Here is a 24,923-nt window from a genome sequence, read left to right on the forward strand (position 1 = left end):
TGTTTTCGCCTCCATATTAACATGAATTGGAGGATTTGCAAATGCAAGAATTATCTATTCAATATCCTGAGCAGTGGAAAGCAGTGAATTCTCGCGCTGGAAACCTCTTTACTAGTGCGGAAAACATAGTAGGTGTTGTTCGCCTGTCGAATGCCGATGGTCACCTTATCCAGTTTGATGACGGTGAATGGGGCATTAGTGCCGAAGGATACCGCGCCTGTAATTTAGTCGCTAGAATTTCCACAATAACACCCGAAACAATTCGCCTTGCTGATGGACGCGAGGTAAGTAATCCATATATTGAGTTTGATCCTGAAACGGGGACAGCAGATAAGTTTTGGTCGCAAAAGATCACGGTAGGCATGTCGCCTTCTTATAAGCCGGTTGTTAGTTCTGCCACTGTACTATTTGATATCCGCGTAAGGTTCGTTAAGGAGCTCATGCAAAAGATTGAAGAGAACCGGGATGCTGGCAAGCTTTGCATGGAAGGTACGCTTACTGAAGAAGAGCTTCGTTCCGGAATCTTTATGGCCTTCCAGGGTAAGCTTGGGGTATATGGCCGACATGAAAATATCGATGTCATTCGTGTTATTCAAAACCTCATTAACAACAAGGAACACGGTGACAAGATCGTCCAGACACTTGCGTGGAAGGCTTCAATTAAGCAGCAACCGAGTATGCCATCAGCAAAGTTAAAGGCATACAACGGCGTAGCAGACGTTCTGGTTATCGGATACAAAGACACTTTCGATGAATCAAAGTTGCACGAGATCGTTACTGAATATCAGCAGACAGGTTCAGTTGCTGGTGCTGAAGTTCTAGAAGAGATGATCAATGCTTCAGAAGAATCTGTTGAAGCAGAGGAAAGTTTCCTTTCAACTAAAGGAGGTCCACGTTTCTAATGATAAAAACTATCCGCACAAGAAACATAAAGGGCAATACCTTCGATCAGGAGTTGACTGGTAGGGATGTCTTTGTCGGGCCTAATGGATCCGGCAAGTCAACACGACTCCAGGCGGTACAACTGGCGATGCTGGGGTACATTCCTGGAAAAAAGACCAATCCCGAGACATTCAAGCTGAGTTCTGGGGATGAAATGACGGCGGGGCTGCAGTTGGATACATTCTCGTTCGATCGTTCAATAGTTCGAACTGAGAAATTGAAGGGTACTGGTGCCAAAGAGGTCAAGTATAGCGAATCGATCACCGTGTCACCTAGTAAAGGCGAGAAGAACACCACCCAAATGAATGCGCGGATCTCAGCTGAGACAGGAAACTTTCCGATGGTCTTTGACTTCCAGCAGTTCCTTGATATGTCTGATGCCAAACGGCGGGAATTTATTTATAGTTTGTCTCCCATATCCAGTGAGAAATGGGATAAGGAAAAGATTTCGGCTCATTTAGTACAAAAGTTGCTGACCCAAGGGCTCAAGGAGACAAATCCTGATCTGTACGAAGCATCACAAGAATTGATTAATGATTGTTTGGATGAATGGCCTGCTAACTATGATCTTTCTTCTGGCCTTCAGGCAATGACATCTTGGATAGAATCTCAACAGAAACACTGGAACAAAAAACAGAACGATGCCACCGGAGCGGTTCGCGAGTTGGCTGACATGAAGAATAAGCTTGAAGAGACTGACCGAGATATTACAACCAAGAAAGAAGAACTGAAAGACTTCCGGCAGCAGCACACGGATATACATGGGCAGATCAAAGCTGGCTATGAGATTAAGCGGCAATGGGATCAAAAGAAGGACCGTCTTGAATCTTTAAAAGTAGAAATTGAAAAGATGAAAGCGGGGCTTGCCGTCACATCTGACCGTGACTTTAAGAGTGAGATCAAAGTCCTTCAGGACTCAATAAAGCAAACTAACGTCAGTGCTGAAGCGAAAGTCATACAAGAGCAGATTGATGCACTGGTGGTATTGAGAGAATCCAAGATCACAGAGGGTATGGATGCTAAGCAGAGGGCCGATAAACTTAACTTAGAACTCAATGAAATGAGAAGAGTGTTACAAGGTATCCAGGATAAAGGAGCTAAGGTATGTGTGCTTCACTCATCTATCGGATGCGACAAGGACTTTTCAAAATTTACTAATTACACCTCTGAAAGAGATCCTAGTCTGCAGAAAAATATTGATGATCTACTCCAAATACAGAATGAGTTGAGGCTGGAAATCAAGTCACTACGCGAACAAGAGGGTACCCTTGAACAATCGAAGCAGGCGCTTTATAAATCTGCGAACGATGAAAACACTGCTAATGACCGCATCCGTTCACGGATTGAAATAATACGTAAGGACGAACAAGAAGAAATTCGCCGTCACCAGGATACACAGAACAAAATCATTAACTTACAGCAGGAGCAAGAACGTCTCTTGAGTGATAAGCAGCCTACCTTTGCTCCACTGGAAATACTGGAACCTCAGTTAACGGCGTTGGCCCGGCAAATTGATGAATTGGAACGAGTGATCGAGGAGAAGGAGAAAGCCAAGATCACACTTTCTAACGCTCAGACAGCCATGATCTCAGCGAGTAAGGCACAATATTACTTCACCGCCTGCAAGAGCTTGGCAGAGGCACTGGGAGCCAAAGGGATTCAAGGGGAGCTAGTCAAAGGCGCTCTCGGTCCTATCGAAGACTCTATCAATGATAACCTGCGACTGATGGGTATTCGGTATCCTATGTTCTTCAGCACAGAGTCTGAAACAGGCAAGGAAGTCTTTCAATTCGGATGGATCAAGAATGAACGCAAGACAAACTTTGATGTTCTCTCCACCGGTGAAAAGCTGATGTTCCTGTCTGCGTTCCTCGTCACACTGCTTGAGCGCGCGAATCCGCCTCTTAAAGTGCTGGCCCTGGACGACATCAACAACCTGGACAAGAAGAACCTGAGCGGCGTCCTGAAAGGCTTGAATGCTCTATCCCATAAGCTAGACAACATCTTGATTGCCGGTGTAGTGGAAATCACTGAGGCTGAGGGCTGGACCATATGGGATTTAACACCAGAGGGGGAGGCAGCGCGTGGTTAATCTCACTGCCGGATTGAATGAGGAGCAGGCGTCAGCCGTTTTGTCTGAGTCGGATGAAATTTTAATGAGGGCTGGAGCAGGTACGGGTAAAACTCGAACCCTGACCCATCGGATCGCACATCTCAATCTAAATCAGCGTGTTGGTGCTTCAAGCATTGTTGCAATAACCTTCACGCGGGCCGCCGCAAAGGAAATGAAGGACAGATTGCTCCCCTTAATTGGGGAGTATGAGTCAAAGCGGATTACCTGTTGTACGTTCCATGCATTAGCCGTTAGGATTTTGCAAGAGTGGGGGCATCGAATCAACCTGGATAAGCGATTCACAATTTACTCTCAAGAGGATCGTGAAGAAGTCATGAAGGCCATTATTAATACGATGGGCTACAGAACCAGTGTTAGTAAAGTACTAAAGACAGCACATTTGCGAATAAAGGATCTTGAGGAACAGGCGGTTTGGGACGAATACAACTATCAATTGCGCAGATACAATGCCGTGGATCTGGATGCCTTGATTTCGAAGGTGGACACATTGTTCAGCAATCATCCTGATGTCGCTGAGTACTACCGGAAGCAGTGGAGGTACCTGTTCGTGGATGAGTTTCAGGATACAGACCAGCAGCAGATTGAATTTATCCGATTGCTGAATCCAGAACACCTTTTCTGTATAGGTGATTGGAGACAATCTATCTATGGATGGCGCGGAGCGCGGGTTAGAAACATTCTTGAGTTTCAGGACCAGTATCCAGCAGCGGCAATCATTGAGCTGAATCGGAACTATCGATCATCGCTTTCTATTGTAGAAGCGGCAAATAACCTAATCTCTCATAGTGAAATCAAAGTAGGAGAGTGCCTTATTGCTTCAAAGGATGGCATAGCCGTGAACATTTTGGAACTGGCGGATGATGAAGCCGAGATGAAGTATGTGGTTGACCAGATCAAAGAGAAAGAGTCAGTTACCGGATATTCTGGTTTTGCAATCCTTGCGCGGACTAATGCACAGATTGATAATTTCCATCAAGCGCTGCGGAGGGAGGGCATTCCTTGTACTGTATTGAGTTCTTCAGACGATCCACTTAAGAAGCCTGATGTTAAATCACTGCTCAATTATCTAGCATGGATTTTCAATCCGCAGGACGAAACAAACTTCAAGCGGGTCATTAAGTTTCCCGAGCGGTCACTTACTGATATGCAACTTCAGGTTGCCGAACAGATAGCCATAGACAAGTCAATCCCATTGTGGGAAGCGTTGGTGGAATCGAATGAAGAACGGGTTGCTAAGTATGCCAGTACCCTCCAAGGCGTGGCTGAGGTGGTTAGAGAATGCGTCTCTGCTTATGATGCAATAGACGTTCTTTCCCAAAACTTAAAGCTGAGAGAACGCTATACAGAGCGGTATCTGAACAACCGGCTAGAGGATCTTGATCAAGCTCAGACCTACATCATGTATTGGGTTGAGCGTCAGCAGAAGGCTGGAGAAGACCACAGCCCCACGTCATTCCTCAAATGGGTCATGATCCGAGATATCCAAGAGAAGCTTATGGAAGACCGAGATTCTGTAAAACTCATGACCATACACGGCAGCAAGGGGCTTGAATTCCCGACAGTCTTCTTGATTGGGATGAATGAAGGATTGTTTCCAAGCCAGAACACCAGAGATATTGAAGAAGAACGCAGGTTGGCGTATGTGGCTGTAACCCGGGCTGAAAATGAACTTATTATTACTACTACTAAATCACATAGTAGTTGGGGAAAAGTCATTCCGTCTGCACCAAGCAGATTTATTGATGAAATGAAATTTCTAAATGGCGGGGTGCTATGAATGCTCAATAGAATTATTTTGATCGGTAGACTGACCCGTGATCCTGAACTTCGCTATACTCCTGCTGGTGTTGCCGTAACTCAATTTACGCTTGCCGTAGATCGCAACTTTACCGGACAGAATGGAGAGAAGGAAGCGGACTTCATTCCAGTAGTTACCTGGCGGCAGTTGGCAGAGACATGCGCGAACTATTTGCGCAAAGGCCGGCTGACAGCGGTAGAGGGACGTATTCAGGTCCGCAACTATGAGAATAACGAAGGGAAGCGTATTTACGTCACTGAAGTCATTGCAGATAATGTGCGATTCCTGGAGTCCAACAGAAGCAATGATCAGGGTGGTAGTCATTCATCAAGTAGTAATGGAACTGGTAGTAGCAGTCAAAATAGAAGTTCAAGCGGTCAAAACGGAGGTTATGGTGATCCATTCACTGGCGATGGCAAACCCATAGACATAAGCGATGACGATCTTCCATTCTGAGAACGGAGTTGTAAGCATGGAGGAAGAAAACGAGTTTGAACTTGAGGCTTATATAGAACAAGTAGATTTAATGAAGAGACAGGCTAACACATTGCCTGAGAACAATCCGGCATCATTACAAGAAAAGATTGAGCTGCTAACACGGTGTCATGAACTGTCTGGAGAAATATCGAGTGAATGCGACAGGCTCTATAAACGCATTCACGTCCAGCGTGACATGGACTATGCAGAAGCATATATTTCTGCTAAAGCACCTAAGAAGGAGCGTGCAGAGTTGGCTACAAGAGAAATTAGAGTGCTTGAAGCAGAATCCTATGGTCGCTCAATGAAATGGCGTAACGAATTTAAAAGTCTTCAGGAGAACATTCACACCCTCAAGCTGAAAATGAAAGTTAATTTTGCTGATGGGACGATGTACAGCAATAGTTATCAGAGGTGAGGTGATTGGCAGATACACAACCAGAGAAAGGCTTTGTCAGGCTAGCCAATGATTTGTGGAAGGAACTGATACGCCGGAACTTCACGAAACGTCAAAAAGACATTTTGTTGTTCGTTTGGAGAATGTCTTATGGCTGCAATCTCAAGGAAGCATACATTCCAAAATCAAAAGATTTTGAGATTTGCGGAGTTCCGGCAACTCACATAAAGAATGAGCTTAAACATTTGGAGAACGCAAAAGTAATCATTTGGGATAAGAAAGAGAAGCTTTTCTCTATTAATAAAGATTATGATTACTGGCAAATTACTCCGGTAATGGGATGGGAAACTGAGCGCTTTAATGAGTTGATTCACCTGAATTTGAAACGAAAAACTTCACAAAACGTGAACTTTTCAGAATCTCAAGAAGATGTTCCAGAAGGTGAAACTTCACAAAACATGAAGGTAGACTTCACAAAACATGAAGTTTTTGACGAAAAAAACTTCACAAAACGTAAAGATGAAGGCGTCTCAAACCCTCGCGGCTGTAAGGCGGAAGAGCCCCTTAAAGACAGTTCTTTTAAAGACAGTATTAAAGACAGTAATAATAGTTGTTGTTTAAAGGAGGACGTTAATATGAATCAAGAAGTTCAAAACGAAATCAAATCAGATAGCCAGGATGCCGTTCCTGCCGGGGATGCCGACTCCAACCGGAAAGCTGCTGAATTTGATTATCGAAAACAGGTCACAGACCTTTATCTCAAACGCAGAGCAAAAGGACTTGATCTTACGGCTAATGACGAGTTGTTTTTAGATCAACTCATTGCAGACGGAGTTCCGATCTCCGTTGCCATTGACGGCATAAATCTTTCCTTCGACAAATTTAATCCTAAACATAAACGTGACGAGATCAAAAGCCTCAAGTACTGCGAAGGACGCATTTATAATTTATTATCCGAGCAAGTTGAAAAAATAGAAGAACAGAAAATTAATACAGTCATAGATTCTGAAACTAAGGCTGAACCGGAATATGATCAAGAAGAATATCAAAAAAAGCTTGAGCGGCTGAAAGCCAAGCGTGAGGCTGTGGTGTGATTGGGAAACTTAGGTGATGAACTGAAAAAACTTATCCCAAAGGGATTTGCCGAGCGAAAAGCAGCAGTAATAACACGGCTAGAAGAACATCCTGAAACGAAAAGAATCAAGGAAACTTTTCCTGATCGAGTGGACAATTTGACTCATCCGACAAATTACGGTTCGTTATCACGACACCTTGTTAGTTTTGATAACTGTAGAGGCTGCAAAGACTTAGTTGGTTGTCAGAACGACCACAAAGGTCACTGTAGCATTGTAGAGGAAAATCCGGATGACAATAAGGGATTGATTTATAGGCTCCAAAAATGCCCTTTGCTCCTTTCTCACGAGAAACAGCAAAGGGTAATGGGAAAGATTAAAAGTCATTTTATTCCTGATCACGTTGTGAATGCGACTTTTGAGAGCATTGATCTTGACCCCCATAGATCTGCTGCAATCATAAAGGCTATGGACCTATGTGAGAACTTCGAAGTTGGAAAGAGCAAAAAAGGGCTTTATTTATATGGTCAAATGGGTGTAGGCAAAAGCTTGATCTCCGGTGCGATTGCTCAGGAATTAGCTTCTCAAGGAGTAGATGTTGCAATGGTTTATGTACCGGACTTTATGTCTGAGGCAAAGGATGCCATTGGATCTAAGACAGAAACAGTGTTGTCAAAACTAGAGGCCCTACAGAACGTTACAGTGCTCATCTTGGATGATATAGGCGCTGAGTACCTGACTACATGGACGCGGGACGAAATATTGGGACCCATTCTACAACGCCGTATGGAGCGATTAGTCACAATTTACACGTCGAACCTAACGATCAAAGAATTGCGGCAACACTTGATAAACGTCAAAGATGCCGCCAAAACTATGGATCAGCGCCAGCATGAAAAGAAGGCTGAGAGAATCTTAGAAAGGATAGAACCATTTGCTGAAGTGCTGCATGTAGGTGGGCGGAATCGACGTAGGGATAATTCTCGTAACACAGGAGGAAAGCTATGAAAATATCAATTGATAAGCATATTCTTATCAAGCCGTTAGAACAAGCGGCTAAGTTCCTACCATCAAAAAATGTTATTCCGATATTGGCTGAACTGCTTTTCGAAGCGAAACATGATGGATTGTATATCACCGGTGGAAACGGAACTCAATTCCTACAATCAAAGATTGAATTTGACGATTATCAGTTGATCAAGCCAGGTTCAGCAACTATTCCAGGTAAACGGATCGCTGAGATTGTGAAAGTTATGAAAGGTGTTATCGATATAGAGACAAAGGGGAGCGAAACGGAAATTTTAAGTGGTAGAAAAAAATACGATCTCCCAAGTTTGGACCCTGAGGAGTATCCAGAGTTTATGGATGAAAATATTGAAGGTGAAACAGTAGAACTTGAGGGAAAGGCACTCAAAGTTTTAGTGAAGGAGACGGCGTATGCTGCATCTGACAATGAATCCACTCCGATCCTGACAGGACTTCGATTAAAACTCCATGACAACACAATCAATATCACTAGTACAGACCGTCACAGATTATCTTCTTCAGTAAAGACATCTGAGAATCTACAGGATATGCAAATTGTAGTTGGTGCAAGGACCATGAAAGACCTGATGAACTTAATAACGTCTGAAGAGAAGATCTCAATAAAGCTGGTGCAATCAAAATTCATGGTTAAAACAAAAGATTTTATATTCTGTACTAGAGTATTAGAGGGAGCTTATCCAGATGTTGACCGAATAGTTCCCAGCAGTTACTTATCAACTCTAAGAGTTAACAGAGAAGAATTTATGGAAGCCCTACAGAGTGTGAAGATTATAGTTAAAGATGAAAAATCTAAGCTCACCAGAATGTTTGTAGATGAGAACATCGAACTTAAGGCAAAAGCTGAAGGGGTAGGAAAAGCAAACGAATTTGTGGATGTTATCTCCCTTGATGGTGAAGGGTTTAAAGTCGCTTTTAATGGCGAGTACGTTTTGGAGGCTGCCGAGTCAATTAATTCTAAAGAACTGATTATCGGATTTTCTGGACAATCCTCACCAATTTTAATAAAAGATGCTGATGATGAACGCAATTATAGGATTGTACTCCCATATCGAACAACGGAGGTGTAAGACATGTTAGGACAAGTGATTCTAGAAAGTGAAGACATTGAAAGGTATCTGGACGAGCACGAGAAGAGTTTGCTATCGGGGTTGCTTTGGAAAATTGAGCAATTAAAAACTATTGAGAATGATCCTAATCAACTGAAAATGGATATCGTAGATCATCAACTGATATCACCGGAGATGAATTAATAAAATATAACTCAGTTAATAAGAAGTGAAAAAGGAGCATAGAGGAGATTCCTCTTGCTCCCTCACTCGAAATCTACTAGATCACGAATATCTGTTATTTTCAAAGCTTCAGCAACGGCGCATAAGTGATCTCTGTTGATAGCAGTACGGACGTTATTACTTAAGTCACTTATAGATGCTGGTCTGATTTTTGTCAATTCAGAAAGTTCTTTTTGAGTCATACCTTTAGCTTTTAAAACTTCATCCAACTTAACTCTAATTTTCATAATGCAACCCTCCTGTCTAAAAGATAACATGAATAATAAATTATCGCAATTACGAATATACGTATTTACAAGATTATGTGACTGGTGTATACTCATATCATGAATAACGTAAATACGAATATAAGTAATTAAATGTCGATAAGGAAAACTTTCCTTAGGATACTGGAGGGCTATTTATGGATAAGAAAAAGCTTGATCTTGCAGAACTAGATGATCAACCACAAGAAATCAGAGAGGCAATAGCCTTTTATACATCTCATACCGTGTTACCGATTCACTTCACAGCAGCTGAACGAGAACAGCATTACAGAACACTTGAACAAGCTGGTTATTTAGAACGAATCAGATAATATCCGCAGTGTTACCGTATTAGCCAAGAACTAAAATCGAGATATAGGAGGTGAGAATGAGCAATGGCACATCAGACCTTTTGGAAGCCTGAAAAGCAAGTTAAAGAAAAGAAATCCTACAGCAGCTTACATCAGCAAAAGACAAAAGCTAAGAAGGAAGTTCCAGAATGGAAAAAGGGTATCCTTGCTCATCACCAAAAAGGCAAAAGTTCAAAAGATCGTGGAGAGTTTAATGACGATGTACTTGCTGAAATCATTGCAGAATCAAGTGGGATTTGCCCAATATGTAAGAGTGCTAATTCAGATACTACACATCACGTAATGCCTAGAGGTCGGAAGGGACGTGGCGTTAAAACTAATGGATTAAGATTGTGTTGGCCTTGCCACGATGCCGTTCAAACTAACGAAGAGGCTTTACAATACTGGATATCTGTTTTTCGAGACAAATACGGGGATCGATTCTGGTTTGACGAAAAGGATTGGGAAGAATTCAACCACAAACAGAATATCCAGCAGCAGAAAGATCGTGAGAAGCAAGAACGACAAAATAAGATTAAGCCAGTTGTAGATTTACTGACCGCAGCCGCAGGACGCAATCTTAAAGCAAAGGAGATACACCTGTTACAGTCATTCCAGGACAAGGATATGGAAACATTCGCAACTATGATGGCAGACGCTCTAGGAGCTATACAGGAGCCAGTAGTTTATGGATATGGGGAACGTTTTGAAGATTAGGAGGATAAAGATGGGTAGAAAAGCCATGGATATATCTCGCATAAGAGATAGCCACCCTTCACTAGGCACTAAAGAGCAATGTGTAAAGGAACACCGGAAATTAGTTTTGAAGATAGCGAATCATTACGAAACTAGAACCTTCGGTGCTATAGATATTGAGGATCTAATTAGCGAAGGGAACTATGCATTATTAATGGCTTATGATAGGTTCGACGAGAAATCAGGCTTGAAATTTTCAACATTTGCTTATCCCTACATTCAAGGGTTCATCATTAGATATTTGGAAAGTAAGGTAAATGCAATAAGGACGCCATCGCATAGTAAAGTACCACCTAAGCTAGTGTTGTCATTAGATAGTAAGATAAAAGGATCAGACAATGATGATTTAGATTTTTCTAATCTTGTACCTACAAAACAAGACCTAAGTTTCATTGAGATTGAGGAATTCATTAGTTCCTTGAAAGAAACTGAAAGAACTATAGTTAACATGACCATGGATGGATACAGCAATGGCGAAACAGCCGCAGCACTAAAAATATGCCGAAATACGGTTTCCAACATAAAAGTTAGAATTCGGAAAAAGTACCTCTTATATGTATCCTAATAATTCGTATAACAACGTGAGGTGATTAGTGGAATGACTGAAACAGAACAGCGTAGACACTTCCAGCGGATTAAATCCCTGAGTAACGATAAGTTTTGGCGGTACATGAATGTACTGCATACCCGAGCCTATACCAAGGCAGAAAACCATTATCAAGAGGCTATGGATATCGTATTAACACCAAAGCAAAAAGCAGCAGTAATTGCTAAGGCTAATGAGATTCGAGAGTTATGGGATGGCATGCCTTCAATCACGTTAGATGCTACAGAGGATGCAGAAATGCGGGAGCTGGGAGTTTAAAACAAATTCGGGCATAGCCCATAAGGAGAGATAAACGATGAGTTATACAGAAATCTATGGAGCAACGAAAGACGGCGAGGTTGTATTTGTGAACGAGACTAGGAACGCGTGGCGTGGAGCAATGCACGTCTGGGATAAGCTTTCTGAAAAGTACGGAGTATCTGGAGGACTGTTTTCTGGATTCAATCAATTATGGAAGATGGCCGACACCGGGAAACTTCTCGATTTTGAAAATGTCGTGATGAAGTCTACCTTCGATGATGTGATTGTGAAAAAGGAGAATATCCCATCCTTGCTGGAAGCGTTCAAAGAGTACGACAAGCATTTTCCAGACAGTTCGCTGTTGGAACAGGCAGAAATCATCGAAAAGGAGATTCTGAGCGATGATGAAATGCTTGCGGTGTGCTGGAATCAGACTTCGGTAAACAGCAATCCATGGACAGAGGGATATGACGAAGAAACCGAAGAGGACATTCCATATAACATCCTAACCGGAGAACGGCACTGGTCGCTATTCAAAACGGAGAAGGAAGAGGGTTAACTGCCCTCTTTCCTATTAAGGAGCTGATAAGCATGATAAAACTCACAGAAGTACTTCTAAATGGGCGCGGAGATATCGCAAGTGAAACGCCTGTATTCATTCCGGTAGATGTAGTGTTTAGAACTTACAAAGTCTATACCGATGTCACGATTCCCGGTGCCGGACATGCGCTGGTTAAGGAGAGCCCAGAAGAGATTGCCAACTTGATCCTTGATTATAAACTGGCTATGGAAAGATACAAGGCATCCAGCATAGCAGCCTACCTCTATCGTACACAAGAAGACGAAAATCCATATACGCCGCCGCTTGATCAAGAGTTTATTTTTGGGAGACTAGCCGGAGTCGAGCGCTTTAAAAAATCCATTTCAGGGGAGGCATAACCAGTATGAGCACATTAACACTCGATCAAATGTATGAAATGCAGAAAGTATTGGATGCACGAATCATCAAAGAAAAGGGGCTTGAAGGCATTGACCTGCTGCCTAATACGATATTAGCTCTTCAGGTAGAAATCGGAGAACTGGCGAATGAATGGCGCGGATTCAAGCATTGGAGCAAGAATCAGAAACCGCGTACTCGTGCCGTGCGGAGCTTGGGCGCAGATGATATTGGTGTCGAGCGCGGAGAAGCTTACAATCCTCTACTCGAAGAATACGTAGACTGCCTACACTTCTTCCTGAGTATCGCACGACAGCTCGACCTTCCGGCGTATCGCTTATACATCCCGGATGATGTAGCGGAATTAGAAACGGTTGTTCTATTCACGGAGATTTTACACAATGTCGGAATGATCGTTGGGAGCGAATTTTTGGTCGGAGGATACGAAAGATTCAAAGATCAGCAATGTCACTTTTTCCGGGGAGCACTGGCTTGCTTTTACTCGCTTGGTGAGCAACGCCTTGGCTTCTCATTTGAACAGATCACTGAAGCCTATACAGCAAAGAACAAAGTAAACCATGATCGTCAATCCAATGGATATTAGAATGAGATCTGCTGAAGAAACACTTGAACTGCTCTTGCAAGGTATGGATAAGCGGCGGCAGTATCTACGTCGGAAGCTCCGTAGGATTGAGAAGCATGGTACGAATCCGCGGCGCGGTGGTGGAAACGAACTGAATAGGCTCAAATACTCCGGGCGCGCTGGCATGCTATCCGAGCACGCGACAATCCTTTGTATGCTTGAGGACATACGCCACAGCCGCCAACACCCAGACAATCTATATAACGAGGAAGATGACACGGACGATGACTAATCCTATGACACCAGAATGGATAGAAGAGAAGAAACAAATAGCGGTGACAGTTTCACGGATGCCGGAGGAGAAAATTAACGATTTATACGACAAAATATGCGAACTAGCGCATGCAGAAGACGGAGAACAGCTTGAAGATATCCTGAGTGAATTCAATCTTATGAATGTCGGATACGATGCTGCATGGGATGAGGTAGAGCGGCTGCTGGCTGCTCTAGAAGAGTCACAACAACGTATTGGGAAACTCGAACTGTATGTTAAGTCACTTGAATTCAACCGCGAGGATACTCAAAAGCGTGCTAATGAGAAGTTAAAGGGACGCGACACTGAGTTAGTAGAGGCACAGCAGACCATAGCCCGACAACGGGAGGTACTGGAGTTCTATGCTAATCAAGAACATTGGGAGCTGCCAAGCTTCGGTAGAGGCCAATCAAAGGTTACGAGCGACAGAGGAAGTAAAGCACGTGATTTGTTGGAGGAAGGGAGCGACAAGGCATGAAATTGACCGTAGAGCAAAAAGAAGCATTGTATCGAAAGAGACAGATAGAACGGCTGAATTTTTCTGAATTGGCAGCCAAATTGAATTGCACTCGTGTACAAATGGTCAGTGCTCAAATGGGAAATAACCTACCTTACGATGTGTATGAGGCTGTAACGAATTGGATCGGGGAGGGTAAGTCATGACACAGGTAAAGGATAAGACAGACCAGCAGCTTAACCGGGCGCTGGCGGAGTTGATGGGGTACACAGTCGTTGACATGAAGTGGATGGGACTGCACCAATTGCTGAAGGATGGCATTGAAATTAGCAGGTTGCCATCAGAAGTGTATGCATGGACATGGGCTCCTGACTACTGTTCTGACCCTGCTGCCAGCCTAGAGGTACAGGCAAAGGCTATAGAGGTAGATGCTAGTAATTTTATAAATCGTTTAGCTTGGATTGTAAGAGATAGGATATCTGGGGATATGGAATGGACTAATAACGATATCGCTGTATTACTCAACGCCAGCCCCCGAGAGAGGGCAGAGGCGGCATATATCACGCTATCCATTAGCAAGGAGGATTTGAATGGAACAGTGGGTTATCGTTAATTTACAAGGCGAGTATCTGAAAAAAGTAATCAATTCACTTTCAGAGGAGTATACAACCGACCTTAACGAAGCTTTGAAATTCGGCAGCAAACTTGAAGCGCAAAAAGAATGTGATGTGTTGGAGTATCCAAAACAGATTCAGTAGTATGCCATACGACGATATCAGGGAGTAGGAGTATCTCTCCTCTCCCACAAGGAGGATATAAGAGATGAATAGATTTGAAGTCGAAGCTAAAGAAACGGAATGGAAAAAGGTACTACGAGATATGAAGGAAAGTGGAGTCATAACCAGCGCCACACAAAAAAACTTGAACGGTAAAATCAGCGTGTGGTGTTACGATCAAACGCATGTCGGGGAGGAAGCTCAATGACACAAAGGGACTGGCAAAAGGATATGGACTTGGTTCAGGGCACTATTAAGCACGATGCATTTCCTGCTTGGACAGAACCGATGCTTTACTGGCTCCAAGAAGCCAAATTCTATCAAGGAGAACTTTCTGACTGCTACAAAGCAGTGGAGCAGCAACAGGAAGAAATAAGAGAGTTAACCTTAGCAAAATACCGTGAGATAGAGCGCGCAGACGCAGCAGAAGCGCGTGAACAACGGCTGAAAGAGGCACTAGAACTTATGGTGTATATGTTCAGATACGACCTAGAAGAAGGTCGGGCATACATGAACTTTGGTGATTTCGAAGAAGTTCTAGAACCGGATGATAACGCGGCGTACATTTCTGTAAGTAATCTGTTACGCACCCTTTACCCAGATACCCCAGCACCCAAGGAAGGGATAGACTGGCTTAACGAAGAGTCTTGTGCCCGTTGTGGGAGAAATAAGCCAGTTAAAGGGTATGAATGGTGTTCAGAGTGCAGACCGGATTTGAAAACCAAGGAGGGCGAATAGATCATGTATCACGAATTCAACGAACCTTACTATGCTTTGATTAAGGGTGAACTCATCAATCACAGTGATGCGCCTATAGAGCTAACTGCTGTGCCGGTGTATGAAAAGAACATCGCTGAGTTGGCAGGGTTTACAGACTCCATGAAATTACGCGCAGCCAAAGGCAGACATGTACACGAAGATGAAGCATTGCACCTGTTCGCCAAATGCTTAGAAGGCAAAAGCTTTAACGAAGCTAAGGAAATGTTCAAGGTAATACCAAATAATTCGCTCGTGATAGTTGATCACGCACTACTTTGAGGTTGAGGAAGGAGATAACCAATGAAATTTAACTTTACCAAGCAGCAAGTAATAGTGCCCATACCGTTGTTCCTGGATGAAAACGGGATCGACACAAATGCCGAGTTAGTGAGTGTAGAAATCCAAGGCGATAAGGTTGTCATTACTTATAAAGACGGTGACAACCAATGACACTCACAAGGGAAGAGATACTGGCGATGGAGCCGGGACGGGAACTGGATGCTCTAGTGGCTGATAAAGTAATTGGTATGGATCTAGTGGAAGATACACAACTACAACTTCCTAGATACTACCTACCGGAATACGACAGAACAATTCATAGAGATGTCCCTTTATATTCATCCGACATATCCGCAGCATGGGAAGTGCTGGAACACATGCAAGACTCAGGTTGGTCGTGGGATATGAAGATGAACAATTTGGCGAAAGAAGTCGAGGTGCGTATTGGACGTGGGCAAGCAGTTAGCAAAGGTGTGCCTGAGGCGGTCTGCAAATCTGCCCTCATTGCCAACCTAGACGCCATAGAATGGGCAACTGATGTGTAAAGAAATCTGTAAAGCAGCTCTGGTGGCTGTACTGAACTTATAAGGGGGCTGAGACAATGCAAACGGGAAAAACAAACAGAGGATTCGCCATTATAGAATTCGAGGATTTATACGGAGACAAATGCTCAATACAGAAATCTTCCTTGGCTACAGAGGATGCTATATGGATCGGAGTCAGTGATGCCAATCCGCAAATCATGGCAAGTCAAACACCACAAGGTGGAACGGGCTGGGTTCCGTATGCCTTACCGGAGGGCGTATTGCTGAGTACAAGGATGCACATTAATCAGGATCAGGCTAAAGAAATAATCAAAATACTGCAAAGATTCGTTGATACAGGTGACATTTAGGGGGCTGAGACCCCAATCAAAGGAGACGATCCGATTGAGCAGAGTACCGAAATACAGAGCATGGTATAAGCCGAAAGGCGTTATGATCGAACCCGAAAATCTGGTAATGATCAACTTCGACACTAAAGTATTGGGCGTATACATGGAAATGGACGGAAAGGGATACCACGTACTGAGGATGTCGGACTTCGAACTAATGGAGTATACCGGATTAAAGGACAAGAACGAACGGGAGATTTACCCAGGAGACATCCCGCGTGATCCAACTGGTATAGGGGAAATAGAGTGGGTTCAGGAGCATTGTGCGTACATGGTGTTCACCAAAAATCCGAGTAAATATCATCATTTGGAGTCAGATGGAAAGCTGTTACACACCGAAATCATCGGCAACATCTACGAGAATCCAGAACTACTAGAGGTATAAGGGGGAGAAGAGGATATGAGCCAAACAGTAGAAATCGGTAAAGAACAAGCTAAGAAGTTGGGCGAAATTATGGAGATGATCGCGGATTCTGGAGTGGATTCCATTACACGAAATGAAGCAGCCGAGCATTGCATTGATTGGGTGTGGGGCATGGTGTCAAAGAACGGTATGAAGATCAGACCTACATCATAGGCCGGAGGGCTCCGATTCGACCGAATTACCTAACATAGTGGGGGCCGATACAGGTTTACATAATCTGCTCCCCATAAAGAGAGGAACAAGACACTATGAGACTAATAGATTCGAATAAACTCCTAGCTTGGATCGGAGATCAACAACAGAGCTATCTTAAGCCGGTACTAGAGCGATTGATTGAGGAAGGCGCCTTTGAGAATAAACTAGGGGACGTATATCAAGCGAAGATAACGACCATCAAGAGCAAGAAAGGCATTCCAACAGTAATCGAAATGGACGGTCGCATTTATACTCTGCAACCATCATATGAACATAAGGAAGTGAAGAAGAATGCCAAACGATGATATTAGTGATTTTAACTTGTTCGATGAAGACTTTGAAGAATTCCAGCGCCGAGGCAGGGAAGCTTACGGAATAACAGAAGACCAATTATCCGTAGTAACACCGTATGAAATCCACTCTATACTGACAGTAAATATATAAGACGGCCGTAGAGAGGAGAATTTTCCATGATTGAGGTATTACCAGCAATAGAGAGTGAGTTTAATCCAAGAAATGATGTTGAATTGATCTCTAAAGTTTATCAAGTACAATTCTTTGAAGATGCAGATACAGAAGATATTAGAAAAACAATCTGGTTACTGAATATCTATCGAACCATCAAGGGATTGGTGGATAGTTATGAATTTGTACTAAACCAAAAATCTCAGAATGGATTGAATGAATTCGATATGTCAGGAGTAGAAGGAGCTGTAAAACGTCTTAGTACTAGCGATCCAGTGTCTAATTTACCAGCTAACGTACTTATAGCTAAAGAAGCACGTCATAATAATTATCTACTCTATAAACGAGTTACGGAAGCAGTAGCACACGCATCTAATAACGTTATTGATCCTCATGAAAATAAGATCGTACAACTGCTATTTGTAGGGGAAAGAAAATATCGATATAAAGATGCTGTCGAGTACATGCGGAGGGGTTATAAAACCGTTGCCTATGGGATAGAAGCTACTACATTTGCAGAAAAGAGACGAAAGGTTATTGCATCCCTTGCGAACACGCTGCTGTTCAACGGAACTCTGGATTATGTAACAATCGATTATGGACTTGGCAGAAATAAAGAAGGTGAAATAGGATTGAGACAGCTTAACAGCCGCGAAGGGTAGATACCTTGAGCGGTATTTTTTTACCTATCATCATAATAAAGGTTAAATTCCGTAGCGTATCAGCAACAAGCCCCAAATATAATAAAGATACCGAGGCGAGAGCTTCCGTACTACTCCATTTCTGGTTGCGGCAATCTGTGACGGGACATCACACCGCAGCTCATACCCGAACACCTCCTGGGCAACCGTGATCTCAGCGGCTAAAGATATGGATCGAGAACGTGAACCGGATACGTCAATAAATACCGGACAAACCTATGAGAACAGTGCACAGAGGGGAATACCCCGAAGCATTAAAGGTGCACATTGTTACCCAAGCCGGGGCATGGCGGATTAGCGGTATCCGCATATTATAAATTACCGCCCAACAATAAACCGTTTGTGCTCACGGATAAATGGGCGCACCATAAAAACAGTCGATGATCCGCCTAGGGGGTATGTGTGAAGGGGATGGCCTGAGAAGCCGGAGGTCTGAACACCATCGGCTGTTTTTATGTTTTGAATATGGTATATTATGTATGAGGTCGAATCGTTAGCGGTTCAGCTTTTCAGCGTAACTGCTGGACTCAGTAAAGAGCGCAAATCACCGTATCCGTCTCACGGTTTGTATGAGCGTTATTTAGTGGCAATTGATGGCCTTTTTAAGGGTAAACGCTAAGGGAAGCTCTGGAACATGGGCTTGTAGATATGCGCCATCGGTTGCTTTTTCATATTACCAAGCGTTTGGCAATTTGGAGGTAATATCTATGAAGTTCGCAGAGGCGATTAGGCTTTCAAAGAAGTATGCTGAGTGCCCAAAGTGTGGGAATGGAAATATTGGAGCAGGTGAAGGAACAATCAACATTGATGAAAACTCATTTGAACGCACCTGTAAGTGTGGCTGGAGCAAAACGGTGAAGGATGAACAGAATTCATAGTGCTTTACATTTTGCGTGTAAAGCAATTTGCCTAAAACGTGCTGATCTGTAAAGTGATATTCCTGTATATGGGATATTGGTTGTTAAATACCTGGTAATTCGGGGAAATGGTTGTACTGCTCGCAAAGCAGGAAAAGTTTCCTTGCCAAAAAAGGGAAATGCTTTCTCACGCCGAACTTTCATATTAGAACGGGGGTGAGAAAGTGAATGAAAGACAGGCGGAAGAGATGCTTCAGTATTTATCCGAAATAAACAGCAGACTGAAAAACATTGAAAATAACTCTGATAATCTTCACGCTTTTAAAAAATCGCTAGAAAACATTGAGTATGACGTTGAAAAGATTAAAAAAAATATATTGGATAGATAAATGCACCTTAGGGTGCTTTTTTTATTGATGTGGTAACGGAATAGGTAGACGCAATGTAGCGGTGTAGCTAATGGCCTTCGGTAAAAGGACGCTGAAGCTTCAGCAATATCGGGCAGAAACGAGATACCGCTAAATTTACCATGCAAGGTGCGAATCCTTGCCTACATCAAAACAAACGAGCGGTATGCTGACAATGTCCTGGAGGCATTGGATGGGATACCGCTTTTTAATGTACATAGGAATAAATTACCAAGAGGATAACTCCCGCTGTGCATAGAAGACTCTCTGAAACATCAGCGGAGGAATAACTATGAATTCTGATCCATTACTGAAGGTAATGAAAGGATGGCTTAAGAAGCAAGAACAGATATTTGCTATTCCCACTGGGAGTGATCAAATCATAATAATCAAAGGAAAAGATATTAATAAGGTGATGCGAGGAGCAAGCGACACGATTTTAGCTGTTACAGCAAATGGGAATTACCGCATACTAAACGAAGATTGTGTAGCAGCAATGCTAATGCCTAAGGAATTGGAGAAAGCAGATATGCAACGTATATCCAATAAACTACATATCAACCTTCGGCGAGTGCGAGGAGTTGACCGTAAGAAACGGAGTGTTATGGTTGAGGGGCGGACACATATTGTTGAACGAGAGTATTGGGAGAGATTCATTCAGGCTTACGATAATCAATAGGAAAATCGCAAAGTTATCTTTTCATAGACTTTTGACGTAGTAAATTCGAATTAAATTCATGTTACATTGTACATACAACCAGTATATCTTCATCAAGTAGCGCCTCTTTGGGCGCTTTTTCTATTTCTATGAAAAAAAATTATACTTAAGGAGAGATAACAATGATACTAAATGGATTGCGATTAGAGCTAACTATTCATGCACACGAGCAATTCACTGAGAGGGTAGGACCAGCGACATTTGAAGAGATTCGGGATACCGGACGTGAACAATTAGCAGCAGGGGACTACAGACGAGATGGAGATTTCATCAAAATCTATGATGCCTGGTGGATATTCACTATTCGCGAAGGAAAGGTTGTGCTGATCACTTGCTATGGAAACAGTCATTTCGATGTTCCAAGGGCGTTGGCATGGGCAAGGAGACATGATGATCGAATAACCCTGGATAACTTCCAGATCAATGAAGGACAGCTAATCATATAGGCAACAACCGACAGCGCCAATGAAGGGCGTTTTTTTATTTGTTCAGGAAAATTTTCCTTAACCGATTGTTTGCTTGTAAGCCTTCTGTAACGTTACAAGAATTACAAGATAAATCCTTATAGAATAAGGCGCTTCATTATATGCGTTCAAACCTGTAACGCCACAAACGTTACAAAATGCCATTACAAGCGTTACAACGCGTTACAAACGTTACAAGAAAAGAAAAGGGGGATGTTAAGTGGCAAAACCATCGAAGATTGAAACATTAGGGTGTCAGGAAATTGTGTGGGCTGGCGTGCGGAACGGTAAGACTGTACGAGCGATCGCTGAAGAATGTTCTGAATGGGCGAATGAGCAAGTCTCACATACAGCTGTAGCGAAGTATGTCAAAGAGAAGGGGACAGCAGAACAAGCCAAGAAGAAAGATGCTATCGTAGCTGATCGGCGGCGAGTGATTAAAACTGTCCACCAGGAGATCGATATCATCCAAACCAACCTTGATGCGACGAAACGGCTCATTGATCGTTTTGAACTGGTGGACGATCTACCGAAGTTGTTCAGAGAAGAGATGGATGAACTCATTAATAAACTCATGGAAGACGGTGAGGAGTTCAACTACGTGAGCTTTATTGAAGGCTGGCAGAATTCATTTGAAGTGGAGTTGCGTCGAAAGGTAGTTGAAATTGTATCGCTTAACCGTGAGGTACGCGAGAATATGAAATTCCTTGTTGCATTAAGGGAGAAGGCGTTCCAATTCGAGCTGGTACAAGAGTACATTAACATTTTCATGGAAATATTCCAGGAGGAGTCTAGTGATGGAGCTTATGACCGTTCTATCATTCGTATATCTGCCAACCCACGTATGAAGCAACTAATTGATCAGCAAAAGCTCTATACAGGCGGCGGTGAATAAATGTGCTGGCTAAACTGCATGAACAGATCCGTAAAGCAGCTGAATCTATTGGAGATGCAAAAGTATCTGACCTAATGTACATTGATCTAGCTGGAGAACTGAAGCGTAAGATGTCAGCAGAATATAGAGATAACCCAGCAGGCCTTAAAGAACTCAAGGTTTCCCTTGACGACTTTGAGGCCTTTTGTTTTGAGTTCCTACGGATTAAGACAAAGAAAGGTGAAATTATACCTCTCACAATGAATGAAGCTCAGAAAAAGCTTGCAAAGACTGTCTTCGATCAGATTAAAATGAACAAGCCGGTGCGAATCATCATCTTGAAGGCGCGGCAGATGGGGTTCTCCACGACCACGGAAGCCATAATTTACTATCTGTCTTCGCTGCAAGAAGCTAAGAACGCGTTCATCGTAGCCCAGGACTCCAGTGCATCGGAAAACCTTTATGACATGTTCCGGCTTTACTATGACTACATCCCCGAGCATATCAAACCAATGCGGAAACGGAATAACAGCCGCCGCCTGACGTTTGAAAGCCCGGCAATGAAGGACATTGATCGTAAGAAGGAACCGGGGCTTAAATCTAAGATTACAGTGCAGTCAGCAGAGAACCGCGTTCTAGCCCGTTCAGAGACCATTCATTACCTTCATATATCAGAGTTGGCGTTCTGGCCGGAGAATCGAAAAAAGAAACACCTGGCATCACTGTTTGCTGCGTTGTCAAAAGAACCGCGCACTGTTGGTATTATCGAATCTACAGCTAATGGCATCGAAGTTTATAAAGAGATGTGGGAAAATGCAGTAGCTGAGAAGAACGACTATACCCCTCTGTTCTTCCCATGGTTTGACATGCCAGATTACCGTATGAAGGTACCGGCTGACTTCGTTCTCACAAAAGAAGAGATTAAGCTTAAAACCAAGTTCAGCCTCGATGATGAACAATTAGAATGGCGTCGCTACACAATCCGGAATGACTTTGAAGGCGATGAGAAGCTGTTTCGTCAGGAGTATCCTTCCACACCAGAAGAGGCGTTCTTGGTTACAGGTCGCACAGTATTTAACCAAGACAAACTGGATGCGATGACCAAGCATACCAGAAAAGGAATCAAATACTCTGTTGTTATTCCTCCAGCGATTGAAGGCACAGGTTACGATTGGACATCTGTTAAGTTCATTGAAGACGAGCGCGGAGAATTCGAAATGTTCAGCGAATTCGATCCTGAAAGAGAATATTGCATCGGAGCTGACGTTGCAGAAGGTCTTGAAGGCGGCGATGCTTCAGCAGCCTATATAATAGATGCAGATACCGGCGAGGATGTTGCGGCAGTCTACGGACAAATGGATCTGGATATCTACGCAAAACAATTGGACTATGTCGGCCGCATGTATGGCGATGCGCTGCTTGGCGTGGAAACCAATAACGTGGGCCACAGTGTCATTAACACGCTGTTGAACGTGACATTCTATCCGAACCTGTACCACCACGATTCTTATAATGCTGAAGCTGGAACGAATGAGAATAAACCGGGATGGCCGACAACAACAGTTACTCGCCCTATTCTAGTGGATGCAATGATTGAAGGCATCCGTGAGGGAGTATGGCGTATCAATGATGCTAACCTAATCAGCGAAATGAAGACATTTGTCCGAAATAGAGCGGGTAAGCCGCAAGCTATGGGCAAGGGGACATTAGGAGGCTGTAAGGACGATAGAGTCTTAGGCTACGGTATAGCCCATCAAATGAGATTACGCCGTCCACCAAGTAATAAACATGTTATGATCCCGAGCATAGGAGCCATAACTTTAAAAAGGACATAACACATAGTGGGAAAACTTACTATTTGATATAATCCTAAAATCACTAATAAAGGAGAATTATATGCAAACTTACGAGGACTTCTTTAAAGAACAAGCAGTTGACATTGAAACAGGCAACAGCAAGGTATTATATGATGCTGACGCAGAACAATTAATGGTCGTTGTAAAACAAAAACGTACTTTTTTCGAGGAATTTAGAAGTAGCATACGAGAAAGTGATTCTTTAGGTTCAATGGCGTTTCATGTCGAAGGGAAACATAATATTATTGGTGTCGAATTGCGAGGTTTAACTCAAGACAAGATACTTAATATACTAATTCCTTTAGGGGAAGTCACTATTCCAGCATTTAAAGCCATAGCCAGTACTTCTAAGTTCTTGCATGTAGCTATTGTTACTGATGATTTACAGGAAGTCTATGGACTTGGAGTTTTTAAAGATCGAATGGCAAAAATGGCTCTTAGTAAAAAGTTAGATGATATCCTCAGCATATAGGGCTCGTGAGGAAACACGAAGAAGACAAAAAAACAAAAAGGACAGAAGGTGATTTTTATATTCACTTTCTGTTTTTGTATCCAAAAACTAAATCCGGAATCTGATGCTTCCTAGTATTGGAGGTGTTACAATAAAGAGGAATTAAAGAAAACACATTTGTGGGAGGAAGATTGATGTCGTCAATGGTGCTGGAATTACAGCGTGAAGCGTATGAACAAAAAACATCAGTTTCAATCTTATTGAGGAAAGCTTACACACTTGCGAAAAAGTTACAAGTAACTGAGTTAGATAAGTGGGCTACTCTTGAACTAAATGGATATTATCAAGAAGGTGTTGCGGTACCAGAATACCGAAAAGTTTACGGAGAGGTTAAAGGTTTCAATCCTTATAGTGGGTATATTCCAACTGTATTTAATCAGTCAATCAACGAACTGATAACACAAAGAGTGCTGGATATACCTATCACAGAAATCGAAGACCAAGTAAATATGGCAAATAGCAAAAAAAGCCAAGTACTACTTTTTAATTATCCGCCTCAAATACAGTCTGAGTTAATGAGATTAACTGGGGTAGAATTGCAATTTTCACTCCATGTGACCACTGCACAATTTCAAAAAATAATAGATAAGGTTCGTAATATTATTTTAGAATGGACTTTAGATCTTGAGGGGGCAGGGGTAATGGGCGAAGGAATGACGTTCAACAGTGAAGAAAAAGATAGAGCAGCAAAAGCAGGCGACACTATTATTAACAATATTGGTAGTATGACTAATTCTCAACTTCAACAAAAGGCAATTGAATCGACTCAGTCACAAGTAATACAGTCAGAGGTCATTCAACTGGAACTCGGGACTGTGATTGAAGATGTAAAAAAACTTCTTGAAGAAATAAAAGATCAAGCCATTAAAGATGAATTAGCATCTGACATTGAAGTTCTTGAATCACAAGCTAAATCACCAAAACCAAAACAAGGAATTATTAAAGAAGCGCTTAAGTCTATCAGAAACATAGCGGAAGGTGTAACTGGAAGTTTACTGGCTTCTGTATTACAAGGGAAAATCACAGCCTTTCTTGCTACGCTCTTGTAGTGTGATTTC

41 protein-coding genes are annotated in these 24,923 nt (G+C 42.7%); 40 read left to right on the top strand and 1 reads right to left on the bottom strand.

The genetic code is table 11. The annotated features are described in order from the left end of the window. The first annotated feature begins 41 nt into the window (after positions 1-41). From MKZ09_RS15340 to MKZ09_RS15380, 9 genes are all read left to right on the top strand, one after another. Entirely contained in the window at positions 42-902 is an 861-nt protein-coding gene (locus MKZ09_RS15340) for a hypothetical protein (RefSeq protein ID WP_076202789.1), read from the top strand. After that, positions 902-3,034, top strand: coding sequence for a hypothetical protein (locus MKZ09_RS15345; RefSeq protein WP_076202792.1), 2,133 nt, complete (start codon positions 902-904; stop codon positions 3,032-3,034). The genes MKZ09_RS15340 and MKZ09_RS15345 overlap by 1 nt, the downstream gene beginning before the upstream one ends. Beyond that, positions 3,027-4,853 carry an ATP-dependent helicase gene (locus tag MKZ09_RS15350; RefSeq protein WP_076202795.1) on the top strand — a complete coding sequence of 609 codons (1,827 nt, stop codon included), beginning with the start codon at positions 3,027-3,029 and terminating at the stop codon, positions 4,851-4,853. Before MKZ09_RS15345 ends, MKZ09_RS15350 begins: the two co-directional genes overlap by 8 nt. Next, positions 4,854-5,330 carry a single-stranded DNA-binding protein gene (gene ssb / locus MKZ09_RS15355; RefSeq protein ID WP_076202798.1) on the top strand — a complete coding sequence of 159 codons (477 nt, stop codon included), beginning with the start codon at positions 4,854-4,856 and terminating at the stop codon, positions 5,328-5,330. A gap of 16 nt (positions 5,331-5,346) precedes the next feature. Next, entirely contained in the window at positions 5,347-5,769 is a 423-nt protein-coding gene (locus MKZ09_RS15360; protein ID WP_076202801.1) for a hypothetical protein, read from the top strand. A 5-nt stretch (positions 5,770-5,774) separates the two neighbouring features. After that, on the top strand, positions 5,775-6,842 hold the full coding sequence (locus MKZ09_RS15365) for a replication protein (RefSeq protein WP_076202804.1): 1,068 nt from the start codon (positions 5,775-5,777) through the stop codon (positions 6,840-6,842). Positions 6,843-6,971: 129 nt separating this feature from the next. Continuing rightward, the gene (locus MKZ09_RS15370) at positions 6,972-7,829 is read left to right on the top strand and encodes an ATP-binding protein (protein WP_256719169.1); all 858 of its coding nucleotides are present in this window, start codon (positions 6,972-6,974) and stop codon (positions 7,827-7,829) included. Then, a complete protein-coding gene (dnaN, locus tag MKZ09_RS15375; protein ID WP_076202810.1) occupies positions 7,826-8,935 on the top strand; it encodes a DNA polymerase III subunit beta in 1,110 nt (369 codons plus the stop codon). Before MKZ09_RS15370 ends, dnaN begins: the two co-directional genes overlap by 4 nt. A gap of 3 nt (positions 8,936-8,938) precedes the next feature. Beyond that, complete coding sequence (locus MKZ09_RS15380) at positions 8,939-9,118, top strand: hypothetical protein (protein ID WP_076202814.1); 180 nt, start codon at positions 8,939-8,941, stop codon at positions 9,116-9,118. Positions 9,119-9,180: 62 nt separating this feature from the next. On the opposite strand, the gene MKZ09_RS15385 is transcribed toward MKZ09_RS15380, so the two are convergent. Then, positions 9,181-9,384 (bottom strand): helix-turn-helix domain-containing protein, encoded by a 204-nt coding sequence (locus MKZ09_RS15385; RefSeq protein ID WP_076202818.1) that lies wholly within the window; start codon positions 9,382-9,384, stop codon positions 9,181-9,183. A 176-nt stretch (positions 9,385-9,560) separates the two neighbouring features. On the opposite strand from MKZ09_RS15385, the gene MKZ09_RS15390 reads away from it, so the two are divergent. From MKZ09_RS15390 to MKZ09_RS15540, 31 genes are all read left to right on the top strand, one after another. Continuing rightward, a complete protein-coding gene (locus MKZ09_RS15390; protein WP_179087519.1) occupies positions 9,561-9,734 on the top strand; it encodes a hypothetical protein in 174 nt (57 codons plus the stop codon). Between the two features lie 63 nt (positions 9,735-9,797). Then, positions 9,798-10,469 carry an HNH endonuclease gene (locus tag MKZ09_RS15395; protein ID WP_341040994.1) on the top strand — a complete coding sequence of 224 codons (672 nt, stop codon included), beginning with the start codon at positions 9,798-9,800 and terminating at the stop codon, positions 10,467-10,469. Beyond that, positions 10,441-11,073, top strand: a complete 633-nt coding sequence (locus MKZ09_RS15400) for a sigma-70 family RNA polymerase sigma factor (RefSeq protein WP_341040995.1) — start codon at positions 10,441-10,443, stop codon at positions 11,071-11,073. Before MKZ09_RS15395 ends, MKZ09_RS15400 begins: the two co-directional genes overlap by 29 nt. 33 nt (positions 11,074-11,106) lie before the next feature. Beyond that, positions 11,107-11,373, top strand: a complete 267-nt coding sequence (locus MKZ09_RS15405; RefSeq protein ID WP_036684298.1) for a hypothetical protein — start codon at positions 11,107-11,109, stop codon at positions 11,371-11,373. A 37-nt stretch (positions 11,374-11,410) separates the two neighbouring features. Beyond that, positions 11,411-11,914: a hypothetical protein gene (locus MKZ09_RS15410; RefSeq protein ID WP_076208768.1), complete on the top strand. Its 504-nt coding sequence runs from the start codon at positions 11,411-11,413 to the stop codon at positions 11,912-11,914. 32 nt (positions 11,915-11,946) lie between these two features. After that, positions 11,947-12,294: an alpha/beta fold hydrolase gene (locus MKZ09_RS15415; protein WP_076208769.1), complete on the top strand. Its 348-nt coding sequence runs from the start codon at positions 11,947-11,949 to the stop codon at positions 12,292-12,294. Between the two features lie 5 nt (positions 12,295-12,299). Continuing rightward, positions 12,300-12,896, top strand: a complete 597-nt coding sequence (locus tag MKZ09_RS15420) for a dUTP diphosphatase (RefSeq protein ID WP_076104503.1) — start codon at positions 12,300-12,302, stop codon at positions 12,894-12,896. Position 12,897: 1 nt separating this feature from the next. Beyond that, entirely contained in the window at positions 12,898-13,167 is a 270-nt protein-coding gene (locus MKZ09_RS15425; RefSeq protein WP_076208770.1) for a hypothetical protein, read from the top strand. Then, entirely contained in the window at positions 13,160-13,666 is a 507-nt protein-coding gene (locus MKZ09_RS15430; protein ID WP_076208771.1) for a hypothetical protein, read from the top strand. Before MKZ09_RS15425 ends, MKZ09_RS15430 begins: the two co-directional genes overlap by 8 nt. Further along, complete coding sequence (locus tag MKZ09_RS15435) at positions 13,663-13,851, top strand: hypothetical protein (protein ID WP_076208772.1); 189 nt, start codon at positions 13,663-13,665, stop codon at positions 13,849-13,851. The genes MKZ09_RS15430 and MKZ09_RS15435 overlap by 4 nt, the downstream gene beginning before the upstream one ends. Continuing rightward, the gene (locus tag MKZ09_RS15440; RefSeq protein WP_341040996.1) at positions 13,848-14,258 is read left to right on the top strand and encodes a hypothetical protein; all 411 of its coding nucleotides are present in this window, start codon (positions 13,848-13,850) and stop codon (positions 14,256-14,258) included. The genes MKZ09_RS15435 and MKZ09_RS15440 overlap by 4 nt, the downstream gene beginning before the upstream one ends. Beyond that, complete coding sequence (locus tag MKZ09_RS15445) at positions 14,236-14,403, top strand: hypothetical protein (RefSeq protein WP_179088780.1); 168 nt, start codon at positions 14,236-14,238, stop codon at positions 14,401-14,403. The genes MKZ09_RS15440 and MKZ09_RS15445 overlap by 23 nt, the downstream gene beginning before the upstream one ends. Before the next feature lie 64 nt (positions 14,404-14,467). Continuing rightward, complete coding sequence (locus MKZ09_RS15450) at positions 14,468-14,629, top strand: hypothetical protein (protein WP_341040852.1); 162 nt, start codon at positions 14,468-14,470, stop codon at positions 14,627-14,629. Further along, complete coding sequence (locus tag MKZ09_RS15455; RefSeq protein ID WP_341040998.1) at positions 14,626-15,159, top strand: hypothetical protein; 534 nt, start codon at positions 14,626-14,628, stop codon at positions 15,157-15,159. Before MKZ09_RS15450 ends, MKZ09_RS15455 begins: the two co-directional genes overlap by 4 nt. Positions 15,160-15,162: 3 nt before the next feature. Then, on the top strand, positions 15,163-15,459 hold the full coding sequence (locus MKZ09_RS15460) for a hypothetical protein (RefSeq protein ID WP_076208624.1): 297 nt from the start codon (positions 15,163-15,165) through the stop codon (positions 15,457-15,459). Between the two features lie 21 nt (positions 15,460-15,480). Further along, on the top strand, positions 15,481-15,630 hold the full coding sequence (locus MKZ09_RS15465) for a hypothetical protein (protein ID WP_179089661.1): 150 nt from the start codon (positions 15,481-15,483) through the stop codon (positions 15,628-15,630). Further along, a complete protein-coding gene (locus MKZ09_RS15470; protein ID WP_076208623.1) occupies positions 15,627-16,004 on the top strand; it encodes a BC1872 family protein in 378 nt (125 codons plus the stop codon). The genes MKZ09_RS15465 and MKZ09_RS15470 overlap by 4 nt, the downstream gene beginning before the upstream one ends. Before the next feature lie 56 nt (positions 16,005-16,060). After that, positions 16,061-16,354 (top strand): hypothetical protein, encoded by a 294-nt coding sequence (locus MKZ09_RS15475; protein ID WP_076104513.1) that lies wholly within the window; start codon positions 16,061-16,063, stop codon positions 16,352-16,354. Positions 16,355-16,388: 34 nt separating this feature from the next. Next, positions 16,389-16,778 carry a YopX family protein gene (locus MKZ09_RS15480; protein WP_256719336.1) on the top strand — a complete coding sequence of 130 codons (390 nt, stop codon included), beginning with the start codon at positions 16,389-16,391 and terminating at the stop codon, positions 16,776-16,778. Between the two features lie 15 nt (positions 16,779-16,793). Next, on the top strand, positions 16,794-16,970 hold the full coding sequence (locus tag MKZ09_RS15485; RefSeq protein ID WP_179089660.1) for a hypothetical protein: 177 nt from the start codon (positions 16,794-16,796) through the stop codon (positions 16,968-16,970). Positions 16,971-17,065: 95 nt separating this feature from the next. Beyond that, positions 17,066-17,317 (top strand): hypothetical protein, encoded by a 252-nt coding sequence (locus MKZ09_RS15490; RefSeq protein ID WP_076208622.1) that lies wholly within the window; start codon positions 17,066-17,068, stop codon positions 17,315-17,317. Next, on the top strand, positions 17,304-17,456 hold the full coding sequence (locus MKZ09_RS15495) for a hypothetical protein (protein ID WP_179087475.1): 153 nt from the start codon (positions 17,304-17,306) through the stop codon (positions 17,454-17,456). Before MKZ09_RS15490 ends, MKZ09_RS15495 begins: the two co-directional genes overlap by 14 nt. A gap of 26 nt (positions 17,457-17,482) precedes the next feature. After that, positions 17,483-18,139 (top strand): hypothetical protein, encoded by a 657-nt coding sequence (locus MKZ09_RS15500; RefSeq protein WP_081394452.1) that lies wholly within the window; start codon positions 17,483-17,485, stop codon positions 18,137-18,139. 746 nt (positions 18,140-18,885) lie between these two features. Further along, a complete protein-coding gene (locus MKZ09_RS15505) occupies positions 18,886-19,056 on the top strand; it encodes a DUF3797 domain-containing protein (protein ID WP_076138816.1) in 171 nt (56 codons plus the stop codon). A gap of 203 nt (positions 19,057-19,259) precedes the next feature. After that, the gene (locus MKZ09_RS15510) at positions 19,260-19,424 is read left to right on the top strand and encodes a hypothetical protein (RefSeq protein ID WP_179088971.1); all 165 of its coding nucleotides are present in this window, start codon (positions 19,260-19,262) and stop codon (positions 19,422-19,424) included. 310 nt (positions 19,425-19,734) lie between these two features. Beyond that, positions 19,735-20,121 carry a hypothetical protein gene (locus MKZ09_RS15515; protein ID WP_076208621.1) on the top strand — a complete coding sequence of 129 codons (387 nt, stop codon included), beginning with the start codon at positions 19,735-19,737 and terminating at the stop codon, positions 20,119-20,121. Positions 20,122-20,282: 161 nt separating this feature from the next. Further along, complete coding sequence (locus MKZ09_RS15520) at positions 20,283-20,606, top strand: hypothetical protein (protein ID WP_076208620.1); 324 nt, start codon at positions 20,283-20,285, stop codon at positions 20,604-20,606. A 238-nt stretch (positions 20,607-20,844) separates the two neighbouring features. Then, a complete protein-coding gene (locus MKZ09_RS15525) occupies positions 20,845-21,519 on the top strand; it encodes a hypothetical protein (RefSeq protein ID WP_076138813.1) in 675 nt (224 codons plus the stop codon). A 2-nt stretch (positions 21,520-21,521) separates the two neighbouring features. Then, positions 21,522-23,333 (top strand): terminase large subunit domain-containing protein, encoded by a 1,812-nt coding sequence (locus MKZ09_RS15530; protein ID WP_076208619.1) that lies wholly within the window; start codon positions 21,522-21,524, stop codon positions 23,331-23,333. Positions 23,334-23,394: 61 nt separating this feature from the next. Further along, complete coding sequence (locus MKZ09_RS15535) at positions 23,395-23,826, top strand: hypothetical protein (protein WP_076208618.1); 432 nt, start codon at positions 23,395-23,397, stop codon at positions 23,824-23,826. Between the two features lie 173 nt (positions 23,827-23,999). Continuing rightward, positions 24,000-24,914, top strand: coding sequence for an AbiTii domain-containing protein (locus tag MKZ09_RS15540; RefSeq protein WP_076208617.1), 915 nt, complete (start codon positions 24,000-24,002; stop codon positions 24,912-24,914). Positions 24,915-24,923: the final 9 nt, after the last annotated feature.

Source organism: Paenibacillus sp. FSL R5-0908, assembly GCF_038006245.1.
In the GTDB taxonomy this organism is placed as follows: domain Bacteria; phylum Bacillota; class Bacilli; order Paenibacillales; family Paenibacillaceae; genus Paenibacillus_AQ; species Paenibacillus_AQ odorifer.

What these genes read in the sequence shown, in the direction of transcription:
- MKZ09_RS15340 (WP_076202789.1), top strand. Translation starts at nt 42, where the DNA reads ATGCAAGAATTATCTATTCAATATCCTGAGCAGTGGAAAGCAGTGAAT.
- MKZ09_RS15345 (WP_076202792.1), top strand. Translation starts at nt 902, where the DNA reads ATGATAAAAACTATCCGCACAAGAAACATAAAGGGCAATACCTTCGAT.
- MKZ09_RS15410 (WP_076208768.1), top strand. Translation starts at nt 11,411, where the DNA reads ATGAGTTATACAGAAATCTATGGAGCAACGAAAGACGGCGAGGTTGTA.
- MKZ09_RS15460 (WP_076208624.1), top strand. Translation starts at nt 15,163, where the DNA reads ATGTATCACGAATTCAACGAACCTTACTATGCTTTGATTAAGGGTGAA.
- MKZ09_RS15400 (WP_341040995.1), top strand. Translation starts at nt 10,441, where the DNA reads ATGGATATGGGGAACGTTTTGAAGATTAGGAGGATAAAGATGGGTAGA.
- MKZ09_RS15390 (WP_179087519.1), top strand. Translation starts at nt 9,561, where the DNA reads ATGGATAAGAAAAAGCTTGATCTTGCAGAACTAGATGATCAACCACAA.
- MKZ09_RS15485 (WP_179089660.1), top strand. Translation starts at nt 16,794, where the DNA reads ATGAGCCAAACAGTAGAAATCGGTAAAGAACAAGCTAAGAAGTTGGGC.
- MKZ09_RS15515 (WP_076208621.1), top strand. Translation starts at nt 19,735, where the DNA reads ATGAATTCTGATCCATTACTGAAGGTAATGAAAGGATGGCTTAAGAAG.
- MKZ09_RS15495 (WP_179087475.1), top strand. Translation starts at nt 17,304, where the DNA reads ATGCCAAACGATGATATTAGTGATTTTAACTTGTTCGATGAAGACTTT.
- MKZ09_RS15500 (WP_081394452.1), top strand. Translation starts at nt 17,483, where the DNA reads ATGATTGAGGTATTACCAGCAATAGAGAGTGAGTTTAATCCAAGAAAT.
- ssb (WP_076202798.1), top strand. Translation starts at nt 4,854, where the DNA reads ATGCTCAATAGAATTATTTTGATCGGTAGACTGACCCGTGATCCTGAA.
- MKZ09_RS15430 (WP_076208771.1), top strand. Translation starts at nt 13,160, where the DNA reads ATGACTAATCCTATGACACCAGAATGGATAGAAGAGAAGAAACAAATA.
- MKZ09_RS15380 (WP_076202814.1), top strand. Translation starts at nt 8,939, where the DNA reads ATGTTAGGACAAGTGATTCTAGAAAGTGAAGACATTGAAAGGTATCTG.
- MKZ09_RS15475 (WP_076104513.1), top strand. Translation starts at nt 16,061, where the DNA reads ATGCAAACGGGAAAAACAAACAGAGGATTCGCCATTATAGAATTCGAG.
- MKZ09_RS15535 (WP_076208618.1), top strand. Translation starts at nt 23,395, where the DNA reads ATGCAAACTTACGAGGACTTCTTTAAAGAACAAGCAGTTGACATTGAA.
- MKZ09_RS15465 (WP_179089661.1), top strand. Translation starts at nt 15,481, where the DNA reads ATGAAATTTAACTTTACCAAGCAGCAAGTAATAGTGCCCATACCGTTG.
- MKZ09_RS15440 (WP_341040996.1), top strand. Translation starts at nt 13,848, where the DNA reads ATGACACAGGTAAAGGATAAGACAGACCAGCAGCTTAACCGGGCGCTG.
- MKZ09_RS15425 (WP_076208770.1), top strand. Translation starts at nt 12,898, where the DNA reads ATGAGATCTGCTGAAGAAACACTTGAACTGCTCTTGCAAGGTATGGAT.
- MKZ09_RS15505 (WP_076138816.1), top strand. Translation starts at nt 18,886, where the DNA reads ATGAAGTTCGCAGAGGCGATTAGGCTTTCAAAGAAGTATGCTGAGTGC.
- MKZ09_RS15360 (WP_076202801.1), top strand. Translation starts at nt 5,347, where the DNA reads ATGGAGGAAGAAAACGAGTTTGAACTTGAGGCTTATATAGAACAAGTA.
- MKZ09_RS15540 (WP_076208617.1), top strand. Translation starts at nt 24,000, where the DNA reads ATGTCGTCAATGGTGCTGGAATTACAGCGTGAAGCGTATGAACAAAAA.
- MKZ09_RS15490 (WP_076208622.1), top strand. Translation starts at nt 17,066, where the DNA reads ATGAGACTAATAGATTCGAATAAACTCCTAGCTTGGATCGGAGATCAA.
- MKZ09_RS15435 (WP_076208772.1), top strand. Translation starts at nt 13,663, where the DNA reads ATGAAATTGACCGTAGAGCAAAAAGAAGCATTGTATCGAAAGAGACAG.
- MKZ09_RS15455 (WP_341040998.1), top strand. Translation starts at nt 14,626, where the DNA reads ATGACACAAAGGGACTGGCAAAAGGATATGGACTTGGTTCAGGGCACT.
- MKZ09_RS15520 (WP_076208620.1), top strand. Translation starts at nt 20,283, where the DNA reads ATGATACTAAATGGATTGCGATTAGAGCTAACTATTCATGCACACGAG.
- MKZ09_RS15420 (WP_076104503.1), top strand. Translation starts at nt 12,300, where the DNA reads ATGAGCACATTAACACTCGATCAAATGTATGAAATGCAGAAAGTATTG.
- MKZ09_RS15450 (WP_341040852.1), top strand. Translation starts at nt 14,468, where the DNA reads ATGAATAGATTTGAAGTCGAAGCTAAAGAAACGGAATGGAAAAAGGTA.
- MKZ09_RS15395 (WP_341040994.1), top strand. Translation starts at nt 9,798, where the DNA reads ATGGCACATCAGACCTTTTGGAAGCCTGAAAAGCAAGTTAAAGAAAAG.
- MKZ09_RS15405 (WP_036684298.1), top strand. Translation starts at nt 11,107, where the DNA reads ATGACTGAAACAGAACAGCGTAGACACTTCCAGCGGATTAAATCCCTG.
- MKZ09_RS15470 (WP_076208623.1), top strand. Translation starts at nt 15,627, where the DNA reads ATGACACTCACAAGGGAAGAGATACTGGCGATGGAGCCGGGACGGGAA.
- MKZ09_RS15385 (WP_076202818.1), bottom strand. Translation starts at nt 9,384, where the DNA reads ATGAAAATTAGAGTTAAGTTGGATGAAGTTTTAAAAGCTAAAGGTATG.
- dnaN (WP_076202810.1), top strand. Translation starts at nt 7,826, where the DNA reads ATGAAAATATCAATTGATAAGCATATTCTTATCAAGCCGTTAGAACAA.
- MKZ09_RS15415 (WP_076208769.1), top strand. Translation starts at nt 11,947, where the DNA reads ATGATAAAACTCACAGAAGTACTTCTAAATGGGCGCGGAGATATCGCA.
- MKZ09_RS15445 (WP_179088780.1), top strand. Translation starts at nt 14,236, where the DNA reads ATGGAACAGTGGGTTATCGTTAATTTACAAGGCGAGTATCTGAAAAAA.